We start from the raw sequence: 17,396 nt of genomic DNA on the forward strand, positions 1-17,396 counted from the left end.
CTTTAGTAAGTCCCAGCCCCAGTGCTAGCCCTATTTAAATTTAACAGTCCAGAGGTGATCCAGCTGGGTTGTGCAAATGGGGCTTAGCATCTGGCGCTTCATACCCCAGTATGGCGTTATGGGAACATCTCAAGAGCGTACGGTGCCTCGGCCCCATTTTACGTTGATCTGATCCATCATGCTTTGTGAGGCGCAGCGGCCGCACGTTGGCGGAACTATCAGGTAGTTAAACTTCTAGTTTGCGCCACTGACAAAGCCAGGGCGCATGCTAGCCTGTTAATTAATGAGGTTACGGTTTAGCAACGTGCCAGACTTGGTTGACACCGTCGCCGGTTGTATCCCCTGGCTTGGTATCTTTGACCCAGCTGTAAAGTGGCATGCCTTTGTAAGCCCATTGTTTTGTGCCATCGTCTCGAGTGACGACAGAATAATCATGATCCGCTTTGGCGTTTGCCGACACTGCCAGAGGTGGCCAGTTTGCAGCGCATGGCCCAGTGCAGACCGACTTGCCCGAGGTGTCCTTACCGAACGTGTACAGAGTCATTCCTTTCGCGTCTACGAGTACTTTTCCCTTGTCTGTTTCAGCAACCTTGACTGGCGCGTCGGCGAACGCAAAACCAGATATGCAGCAGACGGCAACAGCAGCGGTGAGGATCATTTTTTTGAACATACGTATTCCTTTGGTTTTTGTGAATTTTTGTAGGCTCGCCTGCTATTTGAAATAGTACGCGACCAGACAGTAGACGAACGCCAGACAGTTCTATTCCAGTTCCGTAAAAAACTTCCCAATATTATGTTTTACCGGAACCCTGATCTTTCCCCCCCTGTTGATCCAATGGCGTTCTTATTTGAGCAAAACGACGTTCACGCTCAAGCATCACGAGCTTGGGCGCCTCACTCCACAGCCGAAGTTCAGGGCTGACCCACCAAGCTACAACGAATGCAGAAACGATCAGGGTCATCACAATTACCATTGAAGCAAACATGATTCACTCCTGCTCGGTAGGTTGGTATAGCGTACGCAAATAGGTAACTACAGCAGTTCGTTGTTCGTCCGAGAGCACTGCTTTCCAGGGAGGCATTGCCGTACCTGGTATGCCTTCACGCAAGACGTTCTCCAGATACGCCGTGTTGCCTTTCTTCTCCCAGAAGTTCGCGGGGCGTGGGGAGAGCCCGCGAGATGCAGGCCCATTGCCCTGGCCACTGGCACCGTGGCAGCTAGCACAATTGGTGGAAAATAGAGACTGCCCAAGCGCTACGTCGCTAGACGGCAAGGCGCGCTCGTCCGCTGTATGCAGGCTTTGCACATAAAGCGTGAGTGCCACCAGCGTTGAGTTATCAAGGTCTCTCCAAGCGGGCATTGCTGTCCCGGGCCTGCCGTTCCACAAAACATCGGCTAAATGCCGGGTTGTAAATTGTGCATCGCGCAGGTTAGCCGGACGTGGCAGCAACGTCGGCGCCGCTAAGCCATCACCTGTTCCACTCGGACCATGGCACCCGGCGCAGTTCTCCGCGAAAGCCGCTTGTCCCAGACGTAATGCGATCGAGCGGTCATTTGCGTTAGTAGGTATCACAAAGCCAGGCACTGGCCCATCCAAGCGAGGTCGCGCGGCGATTGCATCTTGGCTTACATTGAGTGACGCCGACATTTCTTCATCTGCCATGCTGTCGTGCGACATCGCGTTACTGCTCTTCTGGGTTGATTGTTGAGCTTCAACCTGCGCCTGAAGCGGATCGTCATAACCCGAAACTTTTCTAGCTCTACCAAGCGTCTGTAAGTAGGCAACGAGGTCAATTCCATCCGATGTCGGTTTGTTGGCATCACCTTTAAACAACCAGGGATAGCCAGGCATTACAGAGTCACGAACGACATATCGAGGATTGAATAGGTGGGTCAGATGCCAATCATTACTTCGTACCTCGGTTTCCCGAGCTAAATCAGGACCAATGCGGCGAGTCCCCCAGAGTTGTGGGTAGTCGTATTTCGTTTCCCATGCTTCAGTGGGCGCCCCCCAGCGACTGACGTCCTGAGCTACGAATCGTACTTGTTGAGTATGACAATAACCGCACCCTTCGCGGGCATATACAATGCGCCCTCGTTCTTCTTTCGCGGAATACTGTTGCATGTTGGCAGGTGCACGGGCCTCGATTTCCTTTTGCAGTTGCTTCCCAGGCAATATCCCGAGCAGCATAAACGACAAGATAAAGAAGCCGATACCGGCTACAAATATGATCAGATAGGCGCTATTGAACAGGCGATGCTTGGTAACCGTTTGCATACCTTAAACTCCCGCTAACGTAGGGTGAATGACGGGAGAGGTACTTACGGCAGCACCGTTGTTTCGGGCTCCTGTAGTTAGGCCCAGGAAAAACGCGATGAAGCCTGCCAGAATCGGCAATCCGCTTAGGTCTCTGATCCACCAGTACGCCAGAGATGCGCGTACAGAGTCCATCCACGGCGCGGTGGTTTCCCATATTTGTGCCTGTACCAAACCGCCGGCCGTTAGTGTGGTGAACATGGCCAGTAGGCCGATAGTTATCAGCCAGTAAGCCCAATTCATCGCCGCTGCGCTGTAGCGGTTGTTTGGTATACGCTGCCAGGCATGGGCAATCCCGCCAGCGGCAACGAAGGTTGCAAAACCCAGCATCGCGAGATGCGAATGGCCAATTACCCAATCGGAAAAGTGAGTCAATCGGTTGACCGGCATCAGAGCCTGGAACGCGCCCTGCAAACTGACGATTAAATAGAACACCGTGCCCGTCCAGACAAACCTCAGAGGGACATCGCTTGCGACTGTCGAAGCTTGGCCTCGCAGTGACATCAGTTGGTTGAATACAACTAGTATCACGTCCATGCCCAAATACACGGAGGCGATAATGGCCGCCTTCTGCGCGTCCATGGGGATAGCCGAATAGACGTAATGGTGAGTGCCATTGAGCGGATAAAAAAAGAATAGAAACCAGAAACCGATCATTGACAAAAAGTGGCTATAGATAGGTCGATTGGTGGCGGCCGGAATAATGTAGTAAGAGATCGCAAGTACAAATGGCGTAACGAACAAACCCACTGCGTCGTGAATCCAAAGCCCGCTGAATGCAGCACCTTGCGCGCCGGGGATAAATGCAGGCGCGAAATTTCCTACTGGATATGCAAGCAGCGTAAATACGGCTCCGCCGATCAGGTACCAAGCCGAAATATACAAGCCTCCTCGTTGCCGCTTAAGCAAGAAAGGCCCCGCGAATTGGGCACATACCAAAATCAGACCGAGTACTACCACTAGGTCCACGATCATTGGGAACTCCGCCCATTCTAAAGACTGTATTGCGAACCATGGGCTATCGAGCCCGAGGGAAATAAGTAACCATCCGGGCAAAAGGACACCAAGATTCCAAATATAGAAAATGACCCAGCCCAATCTGCGACTGAACACCGGGCGATCAGCCAGGCGCGGGACCATGTGGTAACAGAACGCAAAGAAAGCATTGGCAAGCCAACCAAAAAAAATACCTTGTGTGTGATCGAACCTCAGGCGACCCCAGGTCAGCGCTGCGTGGCTACTCAGCAGATCGGGCATTGTCAGCTTCAGAGCAACAAGCAGGCCCGCAAGAGCTGATAGAAACAGTGTGATCACTGCTGCATAACCGTGGGCTTTGATAAGATCGTAATCAATGCGCGGCAAAATATCCGAGGGTTGATTCGCGTCTAGAGCATGCTCTGTTCCAGCTATCAGTCTACTCATGGCTTAGCTCCTTCAACGAAACGGTTTTGGAGCGGCTTAGAATCCATGCTGCCGTTCCTGATCGCTCCTCCGGCGTCAGTGTTATGTCCGTAGGCCCTGCAGAATAACCATCCCATCCTGGTTGGGGATGGGAAATGGCAGCGACCATGACAGCCAACGCTTCGTGATTAAGCGGCTTCGTCCCAATTACAGATTTATATCGTGCAAGGACTGCATTCCAGCTAGGACCTACCGAACGTTGAGTCGCGTCATGACACCCTGCGCAACGCTGTTGGACCACAATTGCGCCTGCGCCGACCAATGCAGTGGTCAACTCGACCTTATCTGTTGAGTCCACTCGCGACGGGAGAGCATCTCCTCGTCGGGTGATATCCGAGGCGCCGTGGGTGCCGATGACCTTCCAAGATATCAACGTGCCGAGCGCCAATACACCAATCAACATAGCCAATGCAGTTCGGGAAATCCCATGGGCCGATGTGTCGCGAACAGGATCACTCATGGTGTCTCCTTGCCATTGAAGAACATCAGATAATCGATGATTGGTTGTACGGCTTCGTCGGGGATGGGCGCTCCATATTCGTCGCGCATTTTGGCGACCTCAGCCGCCCAGGTTTTACGCGGAAATGCAGGTTGGTTGGTAACGTAACGAGGAGAATGGCAGATCACGCATTGTGCCAGAAATTCGCTGCGCCCCGGACCGTCCGGCAAGTAGGGCTCGTCGTGGGGAACAGTGATTGAGTGCACGGGAGCACCAAAATCGACCTTCGGTTCCTCGGCCGCAAAGGCGCTTGGTATCCAAATAGGTAGGCTACACATCAAGGCAAAAAAGAGCATTCTAGGCTGGAGAAATGTCGTCATCTCACACCACCATTCCAGTGGTTTGTTCGATAACCCGGCGCGCATAGCCTCCCCGATTCCACTGGGTGGTCAGTTGACCTTGCCCGGCGCGGTTGGTGGCGCGGACCTTGAACGTGTATCGGCCTTTGTCAAGGGGGGTCCATACGAAGCGCCACCGACGCCAAGAGAACCGGCCGATCTCGGGGTCGAGCGTCGCATCTGCCCAAGTACGCCCGCCGTCAACTGAAACCTCAACCCGAGCGATACCATCGCCGCCATCATTGGCTAAGCCCTCTAGCATGTATGGATGATTTACAAGCAATAGTTCTTCGGGTTCTGGACGTACGAATACGGAGTGAGTGACAAAGCGGTTGATGGGTACCGTTTTCTTGGAGAGGTTTCCTGGCTCCTCGTTGATCTCTGGATTATCAGGAATTCGGTAGGCTTGGTTCATCCAAATATTGCTTAAAGGTTTATCTAGCACCTCAATGTGAGCCAATGATTTAATCCAGTAAGTCGCGTACCAACCGGGTACCACTAAGCGCAATGGAAAGCCATTGAGCATCGGCAGTGGTGCGCCATTCATTGCGTATGCAACCATCACATCACCATCATTGGCATGGTCAAACTTCAATGACTTCACGATCTTTGGCAAGCCTGGCATTGGCGACTCATCCAGCCCAGAAATTGCCACCTCGACTGCTCCTGCTTTAACACCTGCACGATCAAGGAGGTCCTTGAGGCGAACGCCTGTCCACTGTGCATTTCCCATCGCGCCAAATTGCCATTGCCCACCAGGAGGTTTAGGACCAAACAAGCTTCTGGCATTGCCTGAACATTGGTTCATGGCCACCAGTGTCACGGGCTCGAACTCGTTGACCAAGGCATCAAGAGAAAAAGACTGAGGATTGGCAACCTGGCCATCGAGACGCAGTCGAAAGGTTCGCGTATCGACCTGAGTTGGATACCCCGACAGATGCCACCGAACAAAATAGGCTTCGTTAGGCGTCAGGTCCTGGCGAAAATAATGCAGCGGCGTTTCCAACTGCGGCGGACGATCAGTAATCAGAATCAGTCCCGTTTTCTCTGGAAAACGTACAAGGCGTCGTTCGGACTCTGCGGATTCGATCCTATCTAGTTGCGCCAAGTCCGTTCCAGAAAGGGCTTGGCGCGGAAGCAGGCTAGCGAGACCAGCGCTAGTGGCCAACCCGAGTAAACGACGGCGATTCATCATCCAGAACTCATCACTTCCATTCATTATTATTCACCAGGTCGTGGAGTATCAGCAGGCCCTCGAGAAGGCCTGCGTTGTTTCGATCAGTCAGCCTTGAGCGTCGATACCACCTTGTTGCTGGCGAGATCGACGGTGGAGATGCTCAGGTCCTCGTTGAGGACATAAGCCTTCGACTTGTCTTTGGTGAAGACAATGGCCTGGCGGGGTGCCTTCAAACCGGTCACAGTGGTCGTCACTTTCAGCGTTTTGGTGTCTATCACTGACAGGGTGTTGTCACCCAGGTTACCCGAGTAGACGTGCAGTCCGTCTGGAGTCAGGGCTGCACCGTAGGGGTCTTTGCCCACCATAACGGTGGTTGTGATAGCGCGTTTTTGAGTGTCGACAACTGCGATGCTGTTACTGCCGCTGTTAGCCGCGTACAGCGTATTGCCGTCGGCCGATATGGAGATGGCGCGCAACTTGTTGAAGCCAGTGATCTCACCTTCGATCTTATTGGTCTTGCTGTCGACCAGGGTGATTTTGTCGCCAAGAAAGTTGGTGACATAGACGGTTTTGCCGTCAGGGCTTACTCGGATGCCTTGGCGCGGTTGGGAGAAGCCAGGTACCACAGCTACTGGTCGTTGGTGATCAAGGTCAATAACCGACAAGGTGCTGGCGGCCTCGTTGTTGACGTAGAGCAGGCTCCCATCCTTGCTGAGCGTGGTACCAAAAGCACCTGCACCTAACGGAAGATCTGCGATGACTTTTAATGTTTTGGTGTCGATCTTACGAACGACCCCTAAGCTGCTGTCGGAAAGGTAGAACACATCGCCGTTTGGAGAAAAGACAATGTTGCGTGGCGTGATATAGCCGGTGAGAACCTGACGAACCTTGCCGGTTTTCAAGTCGTAGACCACCACGTCAGGACGCTGACTGTAGGAGACTACGGCTGTCGATTCGTCAGGGCTGACAGCCAGTGAGTTGTTATGAATATCACCATCGAAGGTCCAGCGATCTTCCGCTGCCGACGCACTCATTGATGCGGCGAGCGCGATACCCAACGCCAGTGCAGTCACTGTTTTCTTGATCACATTCATCAGAGGTTCCTCACAAGGGGCAGCCAGGCGTGAGATTGCGCCTTGGCAAATGCAGCTCGCTGATTGCTGCTAGACAATGAGTTGACCTTAAGCGCTTGGGATAAATTCCGAAAACAAGTTGTTGTGGTAGTAGTTACCTACTTTTCAAATAGATTTCGTTAGCTTTGGCTCGCAAACTGAGTGCAACTTTGCCAGAACCGTTCAAGTCCGGACGAGATGAATTTTTCCCGGTGGCGGATCAGAAAAAAGCGCCGGCTCAGCCCAGGCAACGCATGCGGCAGTTCAATCAGGTCTTGAGAAGTCAGCAGATCCCGAACGACCCAGCTCGACAGGCAACTGATGCCGATGCCTTGTGCAAGGACGTGTTTGATGGCTTCTGAGCTGCCGATCTGGCGGGTTTCAGCGAGGTCGTGCAGGTGACGCAACAGCAACTGTTCGACTTCCTCCCGAGTGCCCGAGCCAGGTTCGCGGAGAAGCCACTCAGCAGTACGCAGGTCATCAAGGGTGACCTGCGACTTGAGTGCTAAAGGGTGACGTTGGCCCGCTACAATGAGCAGTTCATCTACAAGCCAAGGTTCGGCACTCAGTTCGGGCAAGTGGCACGGTCCCTCAATCAGTCCCATATCAATCTCGAAATCTGCGACCTTCCGGGCGATAGCCATGCTGTTGGCCATATCAACATCGACCCGCAGGTGCGGAGCCGATTGGCGTAACTCGCCAAGTATCAATGGCAAAACATAGTTGCCTATAGTGGTACTACAGCCTACCCGCAAGCGAGTCTTCAGCTCTGCATGCCCTGGAAGGAAGCTGTTTTCTATCTGCAACGCGTTCTCAAGCATGCTTCTGGCCTGGGGCAGTAATGCTTGGCCGTTATTGTTTAACACCAAGCGTTTGCCTACGCGATCGAAAAGCCGGGTATCCAAGGCGCTTTCCAACTCGTTGAGTGCGGCGCTGGTGGCCGATTGCGAAAGTGACACAGCGATGGCCGCGCTGGTGGTGCTGCCCTGTTGCGCAATGGCGCAGAAGATCTGCAATTGACGTAGGCTTAACTTCAATTTTCTACCTCTTTAACAGGTAACGTAAACCTATACTATCCGTTTAGCCGCTAACCTCATCAAGCTATACTTCAGGCAAGTCACATTGAATGAACACTGAAGCGGGAGCGCGAAAATGAGTGATACACGACTCGCAGCGATTATGGGCGGCAGCCATCCACTGGCAGCATTGTCCAATCCACGAGAAGCGATCCGGCAGTTCACACCTAACTGGTTCGCCGCCACGATGGGCACCGGGATTCTGGCTCTGGCTTTGGGCCAACTGCCATTTGCCGCGCAGTGGCCCAAAGTGTTAGGTGAAGCCTTGTGGTTTTTCAATATCGCGTTGTTTTGCCTCTTTACGGTGTTGTACGCAAGCCGCTGGGCCCTGTTCTTTAATGAAGCCAAACAGATCTTCGGTCACTCCACCGTGTCGATGTTTTTTGGAACCATCCCCATGGGGCTGGCGACAATCATCAACGGATTTCTCCTTTATGGCTTGCCACGCTGGGGGGATGGGGTTGTCGCTTTAGCTGAAGTCCTGTGGTGGATCGATGTCGCCATGGCGTTGGCGTGCGGGGTTCTGATCCCGTTCATGATGTTTACCCGCCAGCAGCACAGTATCGACCAGATGACAGCAGTATGGCTGCTACCTGTGGTTGCGGCCGAGGTAGCCGCCGCCAGTGGTGGGCTACTGGCGCCGCACCTTGCTGATGCGAGTGCACAGTTCACCCTGTTGATCACCAGCTACGTGCTATGGGCATACTCAGTGCCCGTTGCCTTGAGTATTCTGGTGATTCTGCTGCTGCGCATGGCATTGCATAAATTGCCTCATGAGAGCATGGCGGCATCGAGCTGGCTTTCATTAGGGCCCATTGGTACTGGTGCGTTGGGGATGCTGGTACTCGGCAGCGACGCTCCGGCGATCTTCGCCGCTCATGGAATGGCCGGCATCGGAGGCGTTGCCGAGGGCATTGGCTTGATCGGTGGTGTGCTGTTTTGGGGGCTTGGATTGTGGTGGATGGTTTTGGCGCTGCTGATTACCGGTCGCTACTTCAGGGAGGGTATTCCTTTCAACCTCGGCTGGTGGGGTTTCACCTTTCCGCTAGGCGTGTATGCGGTGACTACCCTTAAATTGGGCTCCATGTTGCACCTCGCGTTCTTCAATTTTGTGGGCGTGGTACTGGTATTGCTGCTTGCGATCATGTGGATCATCGTCGCGGCCAAAACTTTGGTAGGCGCGTATCGCGGCAACTTGTTCATCTCGCCCTGCATCGCCTCGCTGAACAAGATGAGCAAACCCTGAACCTTTGGCTACTCAATCGACTGTTTGGCGTCACGCAGCGTGGATAGGATGCGTTGCCGAACACTCGGGTGAGTGCAAACAGAAAGCGGGCTGGGGTGTGGCATCTCGAGCAATGAGATATCGGGAAAGGCGTGTCGAACCCGCAGCATCGCCTGCTGAGCGACACGTCCGGCAAATACGACAGTCGCGAGATCAGGAAAATGCGGAAGCAGCGTGATTAGCTTCTCAATTCCCTCCTCAATTTGCGCCCTGCGGAGCGACGCCTTGGGCTTTTCAAGATCGGGCAGCCAAGGATATAGATTCCAGATAACGGTCTCTCGGCGTTCCAACCCAACCTGTTCCATGAAACTTTTGAGGTTGCGTTGTGCAGGCCCCGGATTGTCTCGTGAGACATACCGTGCACGACTGACCGTTCGCGCGGGTGACTCTAGCAATATCAATATTTTGGCGTAGACGCCGCCATCCAACGGATCGAAATACGGCAAGGTTTTGTCGCCCGTGGACTGGGAAATCACCCAGCGCGTCAGTTGCGCAACGTTCGGCATCAGCAGAAAAATTTCTCGCGCTTCAAGCGAAATCCCGAGGGGGGCGGTGCCTTGGTGAGTCGACACTGACAAGACGCTTCCTCTATTGATACGAAATTGCCATTAGGAGGCCACGATATGTTCGATCTTCAAGCTCTTGACCTCGCGCGAATGCAGTTCGCTTTCACCGTTTCATTCCACATCCTGTTCCCGGCAGTTACCGTCGGGCTGGCTGCTTATCTAGCAGTGTTGGAAGGTCTTTGGTTGAGGACGCATGACAATACCTATCGGACCTTATACCACTTTTGGATCAAAATCTTCGCAGTCAACTTCGGTATGGGTGTGGTGTCAGGATTGGTCATGGCGTATGAGTTCGGTACCAATTGGAGCAGATTTTCGTATTTCGCCGGCCCTATAACGGGGACCCTACTGACCTACGAGGTACTGACGGCTTTCTTTCTTGAAGCTGGATTCTTGGGTGTGATGCTTTTTGGTTGGAGTAGAGTCGGCCGTGGCCTACATTTCTTTTCTACCGTGATGGTGGCCGTTGGCACCTTGGTTTCCTCGTTCTGGATTCTCGCCTCTAATAGCTGGATGCAAACCCCACAGGGCTTCAAAATTGATCATGGTCAAGTGATTCCGATGGACTGGCTGAAGATTATCTTCAATCCGTCTTTTCCTTACCGCCTGGTGCACATGTCGATTGCTGCCTTCGTGGCAACGGCGTTCTTTGTCGGCGCTTCAGCAGCCTGGCACCTGTTGGGAGGTCGCGATAACCCGGCCGTCCGTCGAATGTTATCAATGGCGATGTGGATGGCGTTGATTGTGGCGCCGATACAAGCCGTGGTGGGCGATGCTCACGGGTTGAACACTTTGGAGCATCAGCCGGCAAAAATTGCGGCAATAGAGGGCCACTGGGAAAACGTGGGCAATGAGCCGACGCCGTTGATCCTGTTTGGCTGGCCCGATATGAAGGCTGAGAAGACCCGGTTTTCCGTCGAGATTCCCTACTTGGGCAGTTTGATCCTTACCCACAGCCTGGATCGTCAGATTCCTGCCTTGGCATCCTTTGCGCCGGAGGATCGCCCCAACTCGACTATCGTGTTCTGGTCGTTCCGTATCATGGTTGGCTTGGGAATGCTGATGATTTTCACTGGACTGTGGAGTCTATGGTTGCGAAAGCGCGGCACGCTCTACCGGTGCCGCTCGTTCTTATACTTCCTGATGCTTATGGGGCCGTCAGGGCTGATCGCCCTATTGGCCGGCTGGTTTACCACTGAAATCGGTCGTCAGCCTTGGGTAGTGTATGGACTGCTGCGCACTGCCGATGCTTCGTCGAACCATAGCGTGGCGCAGATGAGCATTACCTTAGTGCTGTTTGTCCTGGTTTATTTCGCGCTTTTCGGAACCGGCTTGGGCTACATGATGCGCCTGGTACGTAAAGGACCCCAAAATCACGAAGGCGACGCGCTTAGCCACGGTGGGCCTGGCCATCTGCGAACACCTGCCCGTCCTCTATCTGCCGCCCACGGTGGCGATGCTGATAGCCATCACAAGGGGCATTGACTCATGGGCATTGATCTTCCGCTGATTTGGGCCGTGATCATCATCTTCGGCATCATGATGTACGTAATTATGGACGGCTTTGACCTAGGGATTGGCATTCTTTTTCCTTTCATGAAGGGCTCGGGCGATCGCGACGTAATGATGAACACGGTCGCGCCTGTCTGGGACGGCAACGAAACCTGGCTCGTGCTTGGCGGCGCGGCGTTGTTCGGCGCCTTCCCGCTGGCCTATTCGGTGGTCCTGTCGGCCCTGTACCTGCCGCTGATTTTCATGCTGTTCGGGCTGATTTTCCGCGGCGTGGCCTTCGAGTTCCGTTTCAAGGCCACTGACGAGAAGCGCCACATCTGGGACAAGGCCTTTATCGGCGGCTCCCTGGTGGCGACCTTCTTCCAGGGCGTGGCGTTGGGCGCCTACATCGACGGCCTCCCGGTGGTCGATCGCCAGTACGCCGGGGGCGGCCTAGACTGGCTGACGCCGTTCAGTCTGTTCTGCGGCGCTGCGCTGATAGTTGCGTATGCCTTGCTTGGCTGCACCTGGCTGATCATGAAAACTGAAGGCGTGCTGCAAAAAGCCATGCATAACCTGGCCCGTCCTTTGACGTTGGCACTGCTGGCTGTGATCGCCGTGGTCAGCTTATGGACGCCGCTCGCCCATGGCGATATCGCTGCACGCTGGTTCTGCCTACCGAACCTGTTCTGGTTCCTGCCGGTGCCAGTCCTAGTGTTGGTGACTATGTGGGGGTTGTTCAGGGCCGTGGCGAGCAGTGCTCACTACGCGCCTTTTATCTTGACCCTGGTATTGATCTTTCTGGGTTACAGCGGCCTCGGCATCAGCCTGTGGCCGAACATCGTCCCACCGTTGACGTCGATCTGGGATGCCGCAGCCCCCCCGCAAAGCCAAGGTTTTATGCTTGTAGGTGCTCTGCTCATTATCCCGATCATTCTGGGCTACACCATTTGGAGCTACTCCGTGTTCCGAGGAAAGGTTAACGATCAGGCAGGCTATCATTGAGTGAACTGACACCCTTTAAATGCCTCGGGAATCTCTAGTCCGTTCAGGAATGCAGTCCTTGGGTTACTTCGCCATCAGTGACATTATTGCAGTGCTTGGAGCGTAGCTCGGTACACAGGTGGCCACATCCTTTAATGTGGCGAGTGGTCCCCCTTTTTTGGTTTATACGTAGCTACCGATTTGCGAATCTCTTCTCGGGCCTCATCTGCGCTCCCCCAACGGCCCATCTTTACCCACTTACCCGGCTCCAATGCCTTGTAGCTTTCGAAGAAGTGCTGGATCTGTGCGAGGAGTAATGCAGGGAGGTCAGAGAATTCCTTTATGTTGCTGTACACAGAGCTTAGTTTTTCATGAGGCACCGCGATCACCTTGGCATCCGCTCCAGCTTCGTCCGTCATGTACATCACGCCAACCGGGCGACTACGAATGACAACGCCAGGCGATACCGGGTAAGGGCAAATCACCAAGACGTCCAACGGGTCTCCGTCATCGCTCAACGTATTTGGAATGAACCCGTAGTTGGCCGGATAGAACATGGGCGTGCTGAGGAAGCGGTCTACGAAAATTTGTCCACTCGGCTTGTCCACCTCGTACTTGATCGGCGAGTGGTTTGCAGGAATCTCGATAACGGTGAAGAAGTCATCGGGGATCGCGTTACCAGCTGGAATATCCGTGTAGCTCATGCTCATATCTCCAAGCGTCTAGGAAAGGCCAATGCCACTGACGTTTTTGCCAACAGCGATATGTGGTTCGTTTTTTACGGTAACCAGTACAACAGGTTTACCGGCTATAGGCCGTCAGCGCACGAATGCATCATGTCCTGCATAAAACGCATGGCTGCCAAGATGCTCTTCTATTCTCAGAAACTGATTGTATTTCTCGACCCGCTCCCCTCGACATGGAGCGCCCGTCTTGAGATGGCCAGTACCCATGGCAACAGTCAGATCTGCGATGAAGCTGTCTACAGTCTCCCCGCTACGATGAGAAACCATAGCTCCCCAATTTGCCCCGTAAGCCATTACGATGGCGGCTTTGGTCTCAGTCAGGGTTCCGATTTGATTGGGTTTAATCAGTACAGCATTGGCGACGTTTTCTTTGATGCCTCGTTGAATCCGTTCGACGTTGGTGACAAACAGGTCATCTCCAACCAACTCGATCCGGTTACCCAGCGCAGCATTCAATTGCTTCCAGCCCGACCAATCGTCTTCCGCGAGGCCATCTTCCAGTACCGCAATCGGGTACTTGTCGACCCAGGAGGAATAGAGACTAATCAGCTCTTGAGCATCGACCTTACGACCTTCAGAGCGCAGATGGTAAAGACCGTTCTCATAGAAACCGCTGGATGCTGGGTCGATAGCGATCTCGATCTGAGATCCAGGGGTATAACCGGCCCTTTCAATTGCCTTAATGATCAGCTCAATGGCATCTGAGTTTTTCTTGAGCGTCGGCGCAAAGCCGCCTTCATCTCCGACCGCTGTTGAGTAGCCGGCGTCCTTAAGCACCGCTTTCAGCTCGTGGTACACCTCAGCGCCCCAACGCAAGGCTTCCTTGAAACTGCCAGCCCCTGTAGGTGCAATCATAAATTCTTGGAAGTCAGGGCCTTGCCAGTTTGCGTGAACACCGCCATTGAGAATATTGAACATTGGGACGGGCATTCTTGCTGCTTGCTCGCCGCCCAGATATTGGAACAAGGGCACTTTCATCGCAGAAGCCGACGCTCTGGCTACGGCGAGGCTGACGCCCAAGATGGCGTTTCCTCCAAGCCTAGACTTATCAGGTGTTCCATCCAGCTTAATCATCAGATGATCAATCTGTTCCTGGTCAACTGCATCCTGGCCTCTCAGAGACTCAAGTATTTCGGTATTCACATTGCTAACGGCCTTTAACACTCCTCTGCCGGAATACCTCTTTGGATCATGGTCACGCAACTCAACAGCTTCGTGAGCGCCTGTAGAGGCACCGGACGGGACTGAAGCCCGGCCCAGTGTTCCGCACTCCAAGGTGACGTCGACTTCAACGGTAGGGTTACCGCGTGAATCGAGAATTTCACGTGCATGAATAGCCTGGATTTGCGTTTTCATTGATTTTCTCCAAGGGACGATTCGGGAACGTCATTAACCATGTGAATAAGTCGAGAGGCCTCGATTTCGGAAGTCAGCTCTCCATGAGTATTCTGAACAGCTGCACTGCCGACACCGCAATTGCGGGAACCAAGAAGCCTCCAATAATTAGCTCAGGAATCTCTCCCACCAAGGGCATGAATTGCCCTCCCTTTGCCATCTGGAAAAGCTCCAGCATTTGGTTTGACGCAACCATCACAGAACAGCAGTACGCAGTCTGGGCTTGTAGCATGGCCCGCCTTTGATCTAGCAGATGAAACGTCAGCAACGACACTCCAATGCTTACGATGAAAAGCGCGACGAATTCATAGACGGATCCTGTAAAAAGCCTGCCCATCACAAGCCCGAATACGATGCTCAGCATCACTGCGCTCATGTGGTATCCCATTTCTCTAAAGTGGTTTTGATGAGCCGACGTCGGTGAGTTCCATTTCGCAATCTCATCTTTGGATTGCCCACCACCATCGCGCTCGTAACGTTCAACGTTGCTGTGCTCTCAGCTCGTAGCCAGGTACGCAGGTGATGGTCACGTCTGCCTTGCAGGATTTCTCACTGGGCATGCGCATCGTGACCAAGGCGCCTTCGAGCGAGGTGACGATGTACCAACCCTCGCTCGATACCTTTTGGCTGCCTGCAATGCCCGCCAAAAAAAGCGCCCAAAAAACCAGTCCTACGAGGAGCGGCCTGTTGTCACGAGCCCAGTTGACGGGGGCTGGCTGTGGACGCAGGTTATAAATTCGGTACATGGCGTTTATCCTTTTTACTGGTTGTCCAACAAACCGTGGTTTTCAGCTTTTCGCCTGGCCCACTCGACCGTACTCGATGGGCAATTTGATAAAGCTCAGCGAAAACGCCTCCTTGGCCAATGCTTCCAGCAACTTCTCGCACCCGGGCTCATCAGTGGATATCGTCACTGTGACCGGATGATCAGCACCGCTGAGGAAATGCGCGGTATGCAAATGTCCTAAATGATCCAGGCCTTCCGTACCGCTCACCAGCGTCGCTCCCAACATGCCCTCTCGTTTGGCGAACTCAACCAGCCACTCCCCGAGTGGAAGATGCTGGTAGTTGGTACTCTGTTCAGTGAAAAACGTCAGTTGAAAGCCATTCATGGCAACATCCTCTAATGTGGCGAGAGCGACCAACGGTTAGTCGGCTATGCCTCTTCATTTGCGAACTGTTTCTTCGAACTGAATTACAAGGCTTCACTGAGCGGTAACTCGCATAAGAGAAGAACTGCTCGCACCTTGCGCAACTCGTCAGCGTGGTCGCGCAGGAAGGTGCGCAGCTTGACCTCTGTATCCAGCAATTCCAGACACTGCGGATGACGCATATCACCAAGCTCCGGGTGATGATGGGAAATGCGATGGCCCGTCAAATAGCCCGCAGAAATCGGTTTGAGCATGACCTGATCAATCTTGGCTTTCTGCGCGACTTTAAGAAGGTGTTGGGCAAGTGCGGGCGCACTCAGGTGATGCCAGAAATTTGTAACTCGAGCCCGACTAGCGCCAGGGAAATAGAGCTGCAAAGCTGTCAGGCGATCTTGGCGATGTTCGGTCATTTCTCTTCCCCAATAAAAGTCACTTTGCGCTCGCTGGCGGATTCACTTTGAGCATGAAATTGCTTGATATCGGAGAGCCGGATTTCCTTCGGCAGAGGACGGTGATGCTTGCTGTGACCGACGCGCTGGGCGTGATAGATCCCGGTATGCCCGGATACGAGGTAACTTGCGATACAGGCAATGGCTGCAAGCGGAGCAATTTCAGGCCCGAAGAGCTCCATGGCCATGACAATGGTTGCCAGTGGCGTATTAGCTGCACCAGCGAAGACAGCGACAAAACCGATACCAGCCAGCATGCCGAAGGGAAGATGTAAGAGGGGCGCTAGCGCGTTCCCCAAGGTGGCTCCAATGTAAAACAGCGGAGTGACTTCGCCGCCCTTGAATCCAGTCCCCAGGGAGACAACGGTGAACAACATCTTTCCAAGCCAGTCCCAAGGAGCCATTGGCATTTGAAAGGATTGGACGATGCTCGGAATCCCCAGTCCGATGTACTTATCGACATCGGTGTAATGGTTGCTACCAAGCGCCCACACTGCCACTGCGATCAGAAGGCCGCCGGCGAATGGTCGTAATGGCGAATAGGAGATAAGTCGTTTAACGAAAGCCCCTAGCTTATGGGTGGTCGTCGCGAATAGCAGGCCAGTGAGGCCGAAGATAATCCCAGCGGCGACCACAGCCATGACGCTCCAGAGCTGCACGGGAACCACTTCGCCAATGACGTAATGCGTATGAACCACTCCCCAGGCTTTCCCCACCTGGTCAGCAACGATTGCCGCAACCACGCAAGGGAAAAGCGCGTCGTAACGCATGCGTCCGATGGCCAACACTTCAAGTCCGAACAAAGCCCCGGCAAGAGGGGTGCCGAAGACGGACGCAAAGCCAGCACTGATACCGGCCATGAGAATCACCCGGCGATCTTCGCGGCGTAGCCGAAAGACATGCGTCAATTGATCCGCAAGAGCGCCGCCCATCTGCACCGCCGTTCCCTCACGTCCCACAGATGCACCGAAGAGGTGGGAAACCACGGTTCCGATTAGCACCATCGGCACCATGCGCAAGGGAATAGTCTTTTTAGGATCGTGGATCTCATCGATGATCAGGTTGTTTCCGGCATCAACTGGTTTGCCTATCAGGTGATACGCAAGTCCCACGGCAAAGCCAGCAACTGGCAGGAGCCAGAGCACCCAGGGATGGGCTTCTCGCCACTGGGTGGCATGATCCAAAGAAAGGAGGAATAACGCAGAGGCAGAGCCTGCCAAAAGAGCTACAAGACCAGCAAGCGCAAGCCATTTCGCAATATAGGGCAGTAAGTCGAGTTGTTCAGGTCGTCGAAATTTAGACATTTGGCCAGCCACAAAAATGTAAGTGGGCCTGACCAAAAAGGGGA

General features: G+C 53.7%; 21 protein-coding genes. 3 read left to right on the forward strand and 18 right to left on the reverse strand.

Annotated features, from left to right (window positions below; genetic code table 11):
- Window positions 1-30: 30 nt before the first annotated feature.
- The 10 genes from PSH66_RS30050 to PSH66_RS04215 form a co-directional block, all read right to left on the reverse strand.
- The gene (locus PSH66_RS30050; protein ID WP_074883859.1) at window positions 31-102 is read right to left on the reverse strand and encodes a hypothetical protein; all 72 of its coding nucleotides are present in this window, start codon (window positions 100-102) and stop codon (window positions 31-33) included.
- Window positions 103-289: 187 nt separating this feature from the next.
- Window positions 290-670, reverse strand: coding sequence for a hypothetical protein (locus tag PSH66_RS04175; RefSeq protein ID WP_012723153.1), 381 nt, complete (start codon window positions 668-670; stop codon window positions 290-292).
- A gap of 121 nt (window positions 671-791) precedes the next feature.
- A complete protein-coding gene (locus tag PSH66_RS04180; RefSeq protein ID WP_032657047.1) occupies window positions 792-986 on the reverse strand; it encodes a hypothetical protein in 195 nt (64 codons plus the stop codon).
- Window positions 987-989: 3 nt separating this feature from the next.
- A complete protein-coding gene (locus PSH66_RS04185; RefSeq protein ID WP_058417012.1) occupies window positions 990-2,279 on the reverse strand; it encodes a cbb3-type cytochrome c oxidase subunit II in 1,290 nt (429 codons plus the stop codon).
- Window positions 2,280-2,282: 3 nt separating this feature from the next.
- Window positions 2,283-3,740, reverse strand: a complete 1,458-nt coding sequence (locus PSH66_RS04190) for a cbb3-type cytochrome c oxidase subunit I (protein ID WP_046722265.1) — start codon at window positions 3,738-3,740, stop codon at window positions 2,283-2,285.
- Window positions 3,733-4,239, reverse strand: a complete 507-nt coding sequence (locus PSH66_RS04195) for a hypothetical protein (protein WP_012723156.1) — start codon at window positions 4,237-4,239, stop codon at window positions 3,733-3,735. The genes PSH66_RS04190 and PSH66_RS04195 overlap by 8 nt, the downstream gene beginning before the upstream one ends.
- On the reverse strand, window positions 4,236-4,598 hold the full coding sequence (locus PSH66_RS04200) for a hypothetical protein (RefSeq protein ID WP_224265906.1): 363 nt from the start codon (window positions 4,596-4,598) through the stop codon (window positions 4,236-4,238). Before PSH66_RS04200 ends, PSH66_RS04195 begins: the two co-directional genes overlap by 4 nt.
- A 1-nt stretch (window position 4,599) precedes the next feature.
- Entirely contained in the window at window positions 4,600-5,835 is a 1,236-nt protein-coding gene (locus PSH66_RS04205) for a molybdopterin-dependent oxidoreductase (RefSeq protein WP_103388956.1), read from the reverse strand.
- 59 nt (window positions 5,836-5,894) lie between these two features.
- Entirely contained in the window at window positions 5,895-6,887 is a 993-nt protein-coding gene (locus tag PSH66_RS04210; RefSeq protein ID WP_012723159.1) for a beta-propeller fold lactonase family protein, read from the reverse strand.
- A 158-nt stretch (window positions 6,888-7,045) separates the two neighbouring features.
- Window positions 7,046-7,942: a LysR family transcriptional regulator gene (locus PSH66_RS04215; protein ID WP_058417011.1), complete on the reverse strand. Its 897-nt coding sequence runs from the start codon at window positions 7,940-7,942 to the stop codon at window positions 7,046-7,048.
- Between the two features lie 115 nt (window positions 7,943-8,057).
- On the opposite strand from PSH66_RS04215, the gene PSH66_RS04220 reads away from it, so the two are divergent.
- A complete protein-coding gene (locus tag PSH66_RS04220; protein WP_012723161.1) occupies window positions 8,058-9,227 on the forward strand; it encodes a TDT family transporter in 1,170 nt (389 codons plus the stop codon).
- An 8-nt stretch (window positions 9,228-9,235) separates the two neighbouring features.
- Here the strand turns inward: PSH66_RS04220 and PSH66_RS04225 are convergent, their stop codons facing one another.
- Complete coding sequence (locus PSH66_RS04225) at window positions 9,236-9,844, reverse strand: uracil-DNA glycosylase (RefSeq protein ID WP_012723162.1); 609 nt, start codon at window positions 9,842-9,844, stop codon at window positions 9,236-9,238.
- 45 nt (window positions 9,845-9,889) lie between these two features.
- Here PSH66_RS04225 and PSH66_RS04230 point away from each other — a divergent pair, with 45 nt between their 5' ends.
- Entirely contained in the window at window positions 9,890-11,317 is a 1,428-nt protein-coding gene (locus PSH66_RS04230) for a cytochrome ubiquinol oxidase subunit I (RefSeq protein ID WP_012723163.1), read from the forward strand.
- A 3-nt stretch (window positions 11,318-11,320) separates the two neighbouring features.
- Window positions 11,321-12,328 (forward strand): cytochrome d ubiquinol oxidase subunit II, encoded by a 1,008-nt coding sequence (gene cydB, locus PSH66_RS04235; protein WP_012723164.1) that lies wholly within the window; start codon window positions 11,321-11,323, stop codon window positions 12,326-12,328.
- A gap of 131 nt (window positions 12,329-12,459) precedes the next feature.
- Here the strand turns inward: cydB and ppa are convergent, their stop codons facing one another.
- The 7 genes from ppa to PSH66_RS04270 all read right to left on the reverse strand — a co-directional run bounded on the left by ppa (window position 12,460) and on the right by PSH66_RS04270 (window position 17,352).
- Window positions 12,460-13,011 carry an inorganic diphosphatase gene (ppa, locus tag PSH66_RS04240; protein WP_012723165.1) on the reverse strand — a complete coding sequence of 184 codons (552 nt, stop codon included), beginning with the start codon at window positions 13,009-13,011 and terminating at the stop codon, window positions 12,460-12,462.
- Between the two features lie 114 nt (window positions 13,012-13,125).
- A complete protein-coding gene (gene eno, locus PSH66_RS04245; RefSeq protein WP_012723166.1) occupies window positions 13,126-14,409 on the reverse strand; it encodes a phosphopyruvate hydratase in 1,284 nt (427 codons plus the stop codon).
- A 73-nt stretch (window positions 14,410-14,482) separates the two neighbouring features.
- The gene (locus PSH66_RS04250; RefSeq protein ID WP_032657050.1) at window positions 14,483-14,824 is read right to left on the reverse strand and encodes a hypothetical protein; all 342 of its coding nucleotides are present in this window, start codon (window positions 14,822-14,824) and stop codon (window positions 14,483-14,485) included.
- Between the two features lie 103 nt (window positions 14,825-14,927).
- The gene (locus PSH66_RS04255; RefSeq protein ID WP_012723168.1) at window positions 14,928-15,194 is read right to left on the reverse strand and encodes a hypothetical protein; all 267 of its coding nucleotides are present in this window, start codon (window positions 15,192-15,194) and stop codon (window positions 14,928-14,930) included.
- Between the two features lie 42 nt (window positions 15,195-15,236).
- On the reverse strand, window positions 15,237-15,560 hold the full coding sequence (locus PSH66_RS04260; protein ID WP_012723169.1) for a DUF190 domain-containing protein: 324 nt from the start codon (window positions 15,558-15,560) through the stop codon (window positions 15,237-15,239).
- Window positions 15,561-15,643: 83 nt separating this feature from the next.
- Window positions 15,644-16,009 (reverse strand): hypothetical protein, encoded by a 366-nt coding sequence (locus tag PSH66_RS04265; protein WP_012723170.1) that lies wholly within the window; start codon window positions 16,007-16,009, stop codon window positions 15,644-15,646.
- On the reverse strand, window positions 16,006-17,352 hold the full coding sequence (locus tag PSH66_RS04270; RefSeq protein WP_012723171.1) for a voltage-gated chloride channel family protein: 1,347 nt from the start codon (window positions 17,350-17,352) through the stop codon (window positions 16,006-16,008). Before PSH66_RS04270 ends, PSH66_RS04265 begins: the two co-directional genes overlap by 4 nt.
- Window positions 17,353-17,396: the final 44 nt, after the last annotated feature.

The organism is Pseudomonas sp. FP597, from assembly GCF_030687435.1.
GTDB lineage: Bacteria > Pseudomonadota > Gammaproteobacteria > Pseudomonadales > Pseudomonadaceae > Aquipseudomonas > Aquipseudomonas lactucae.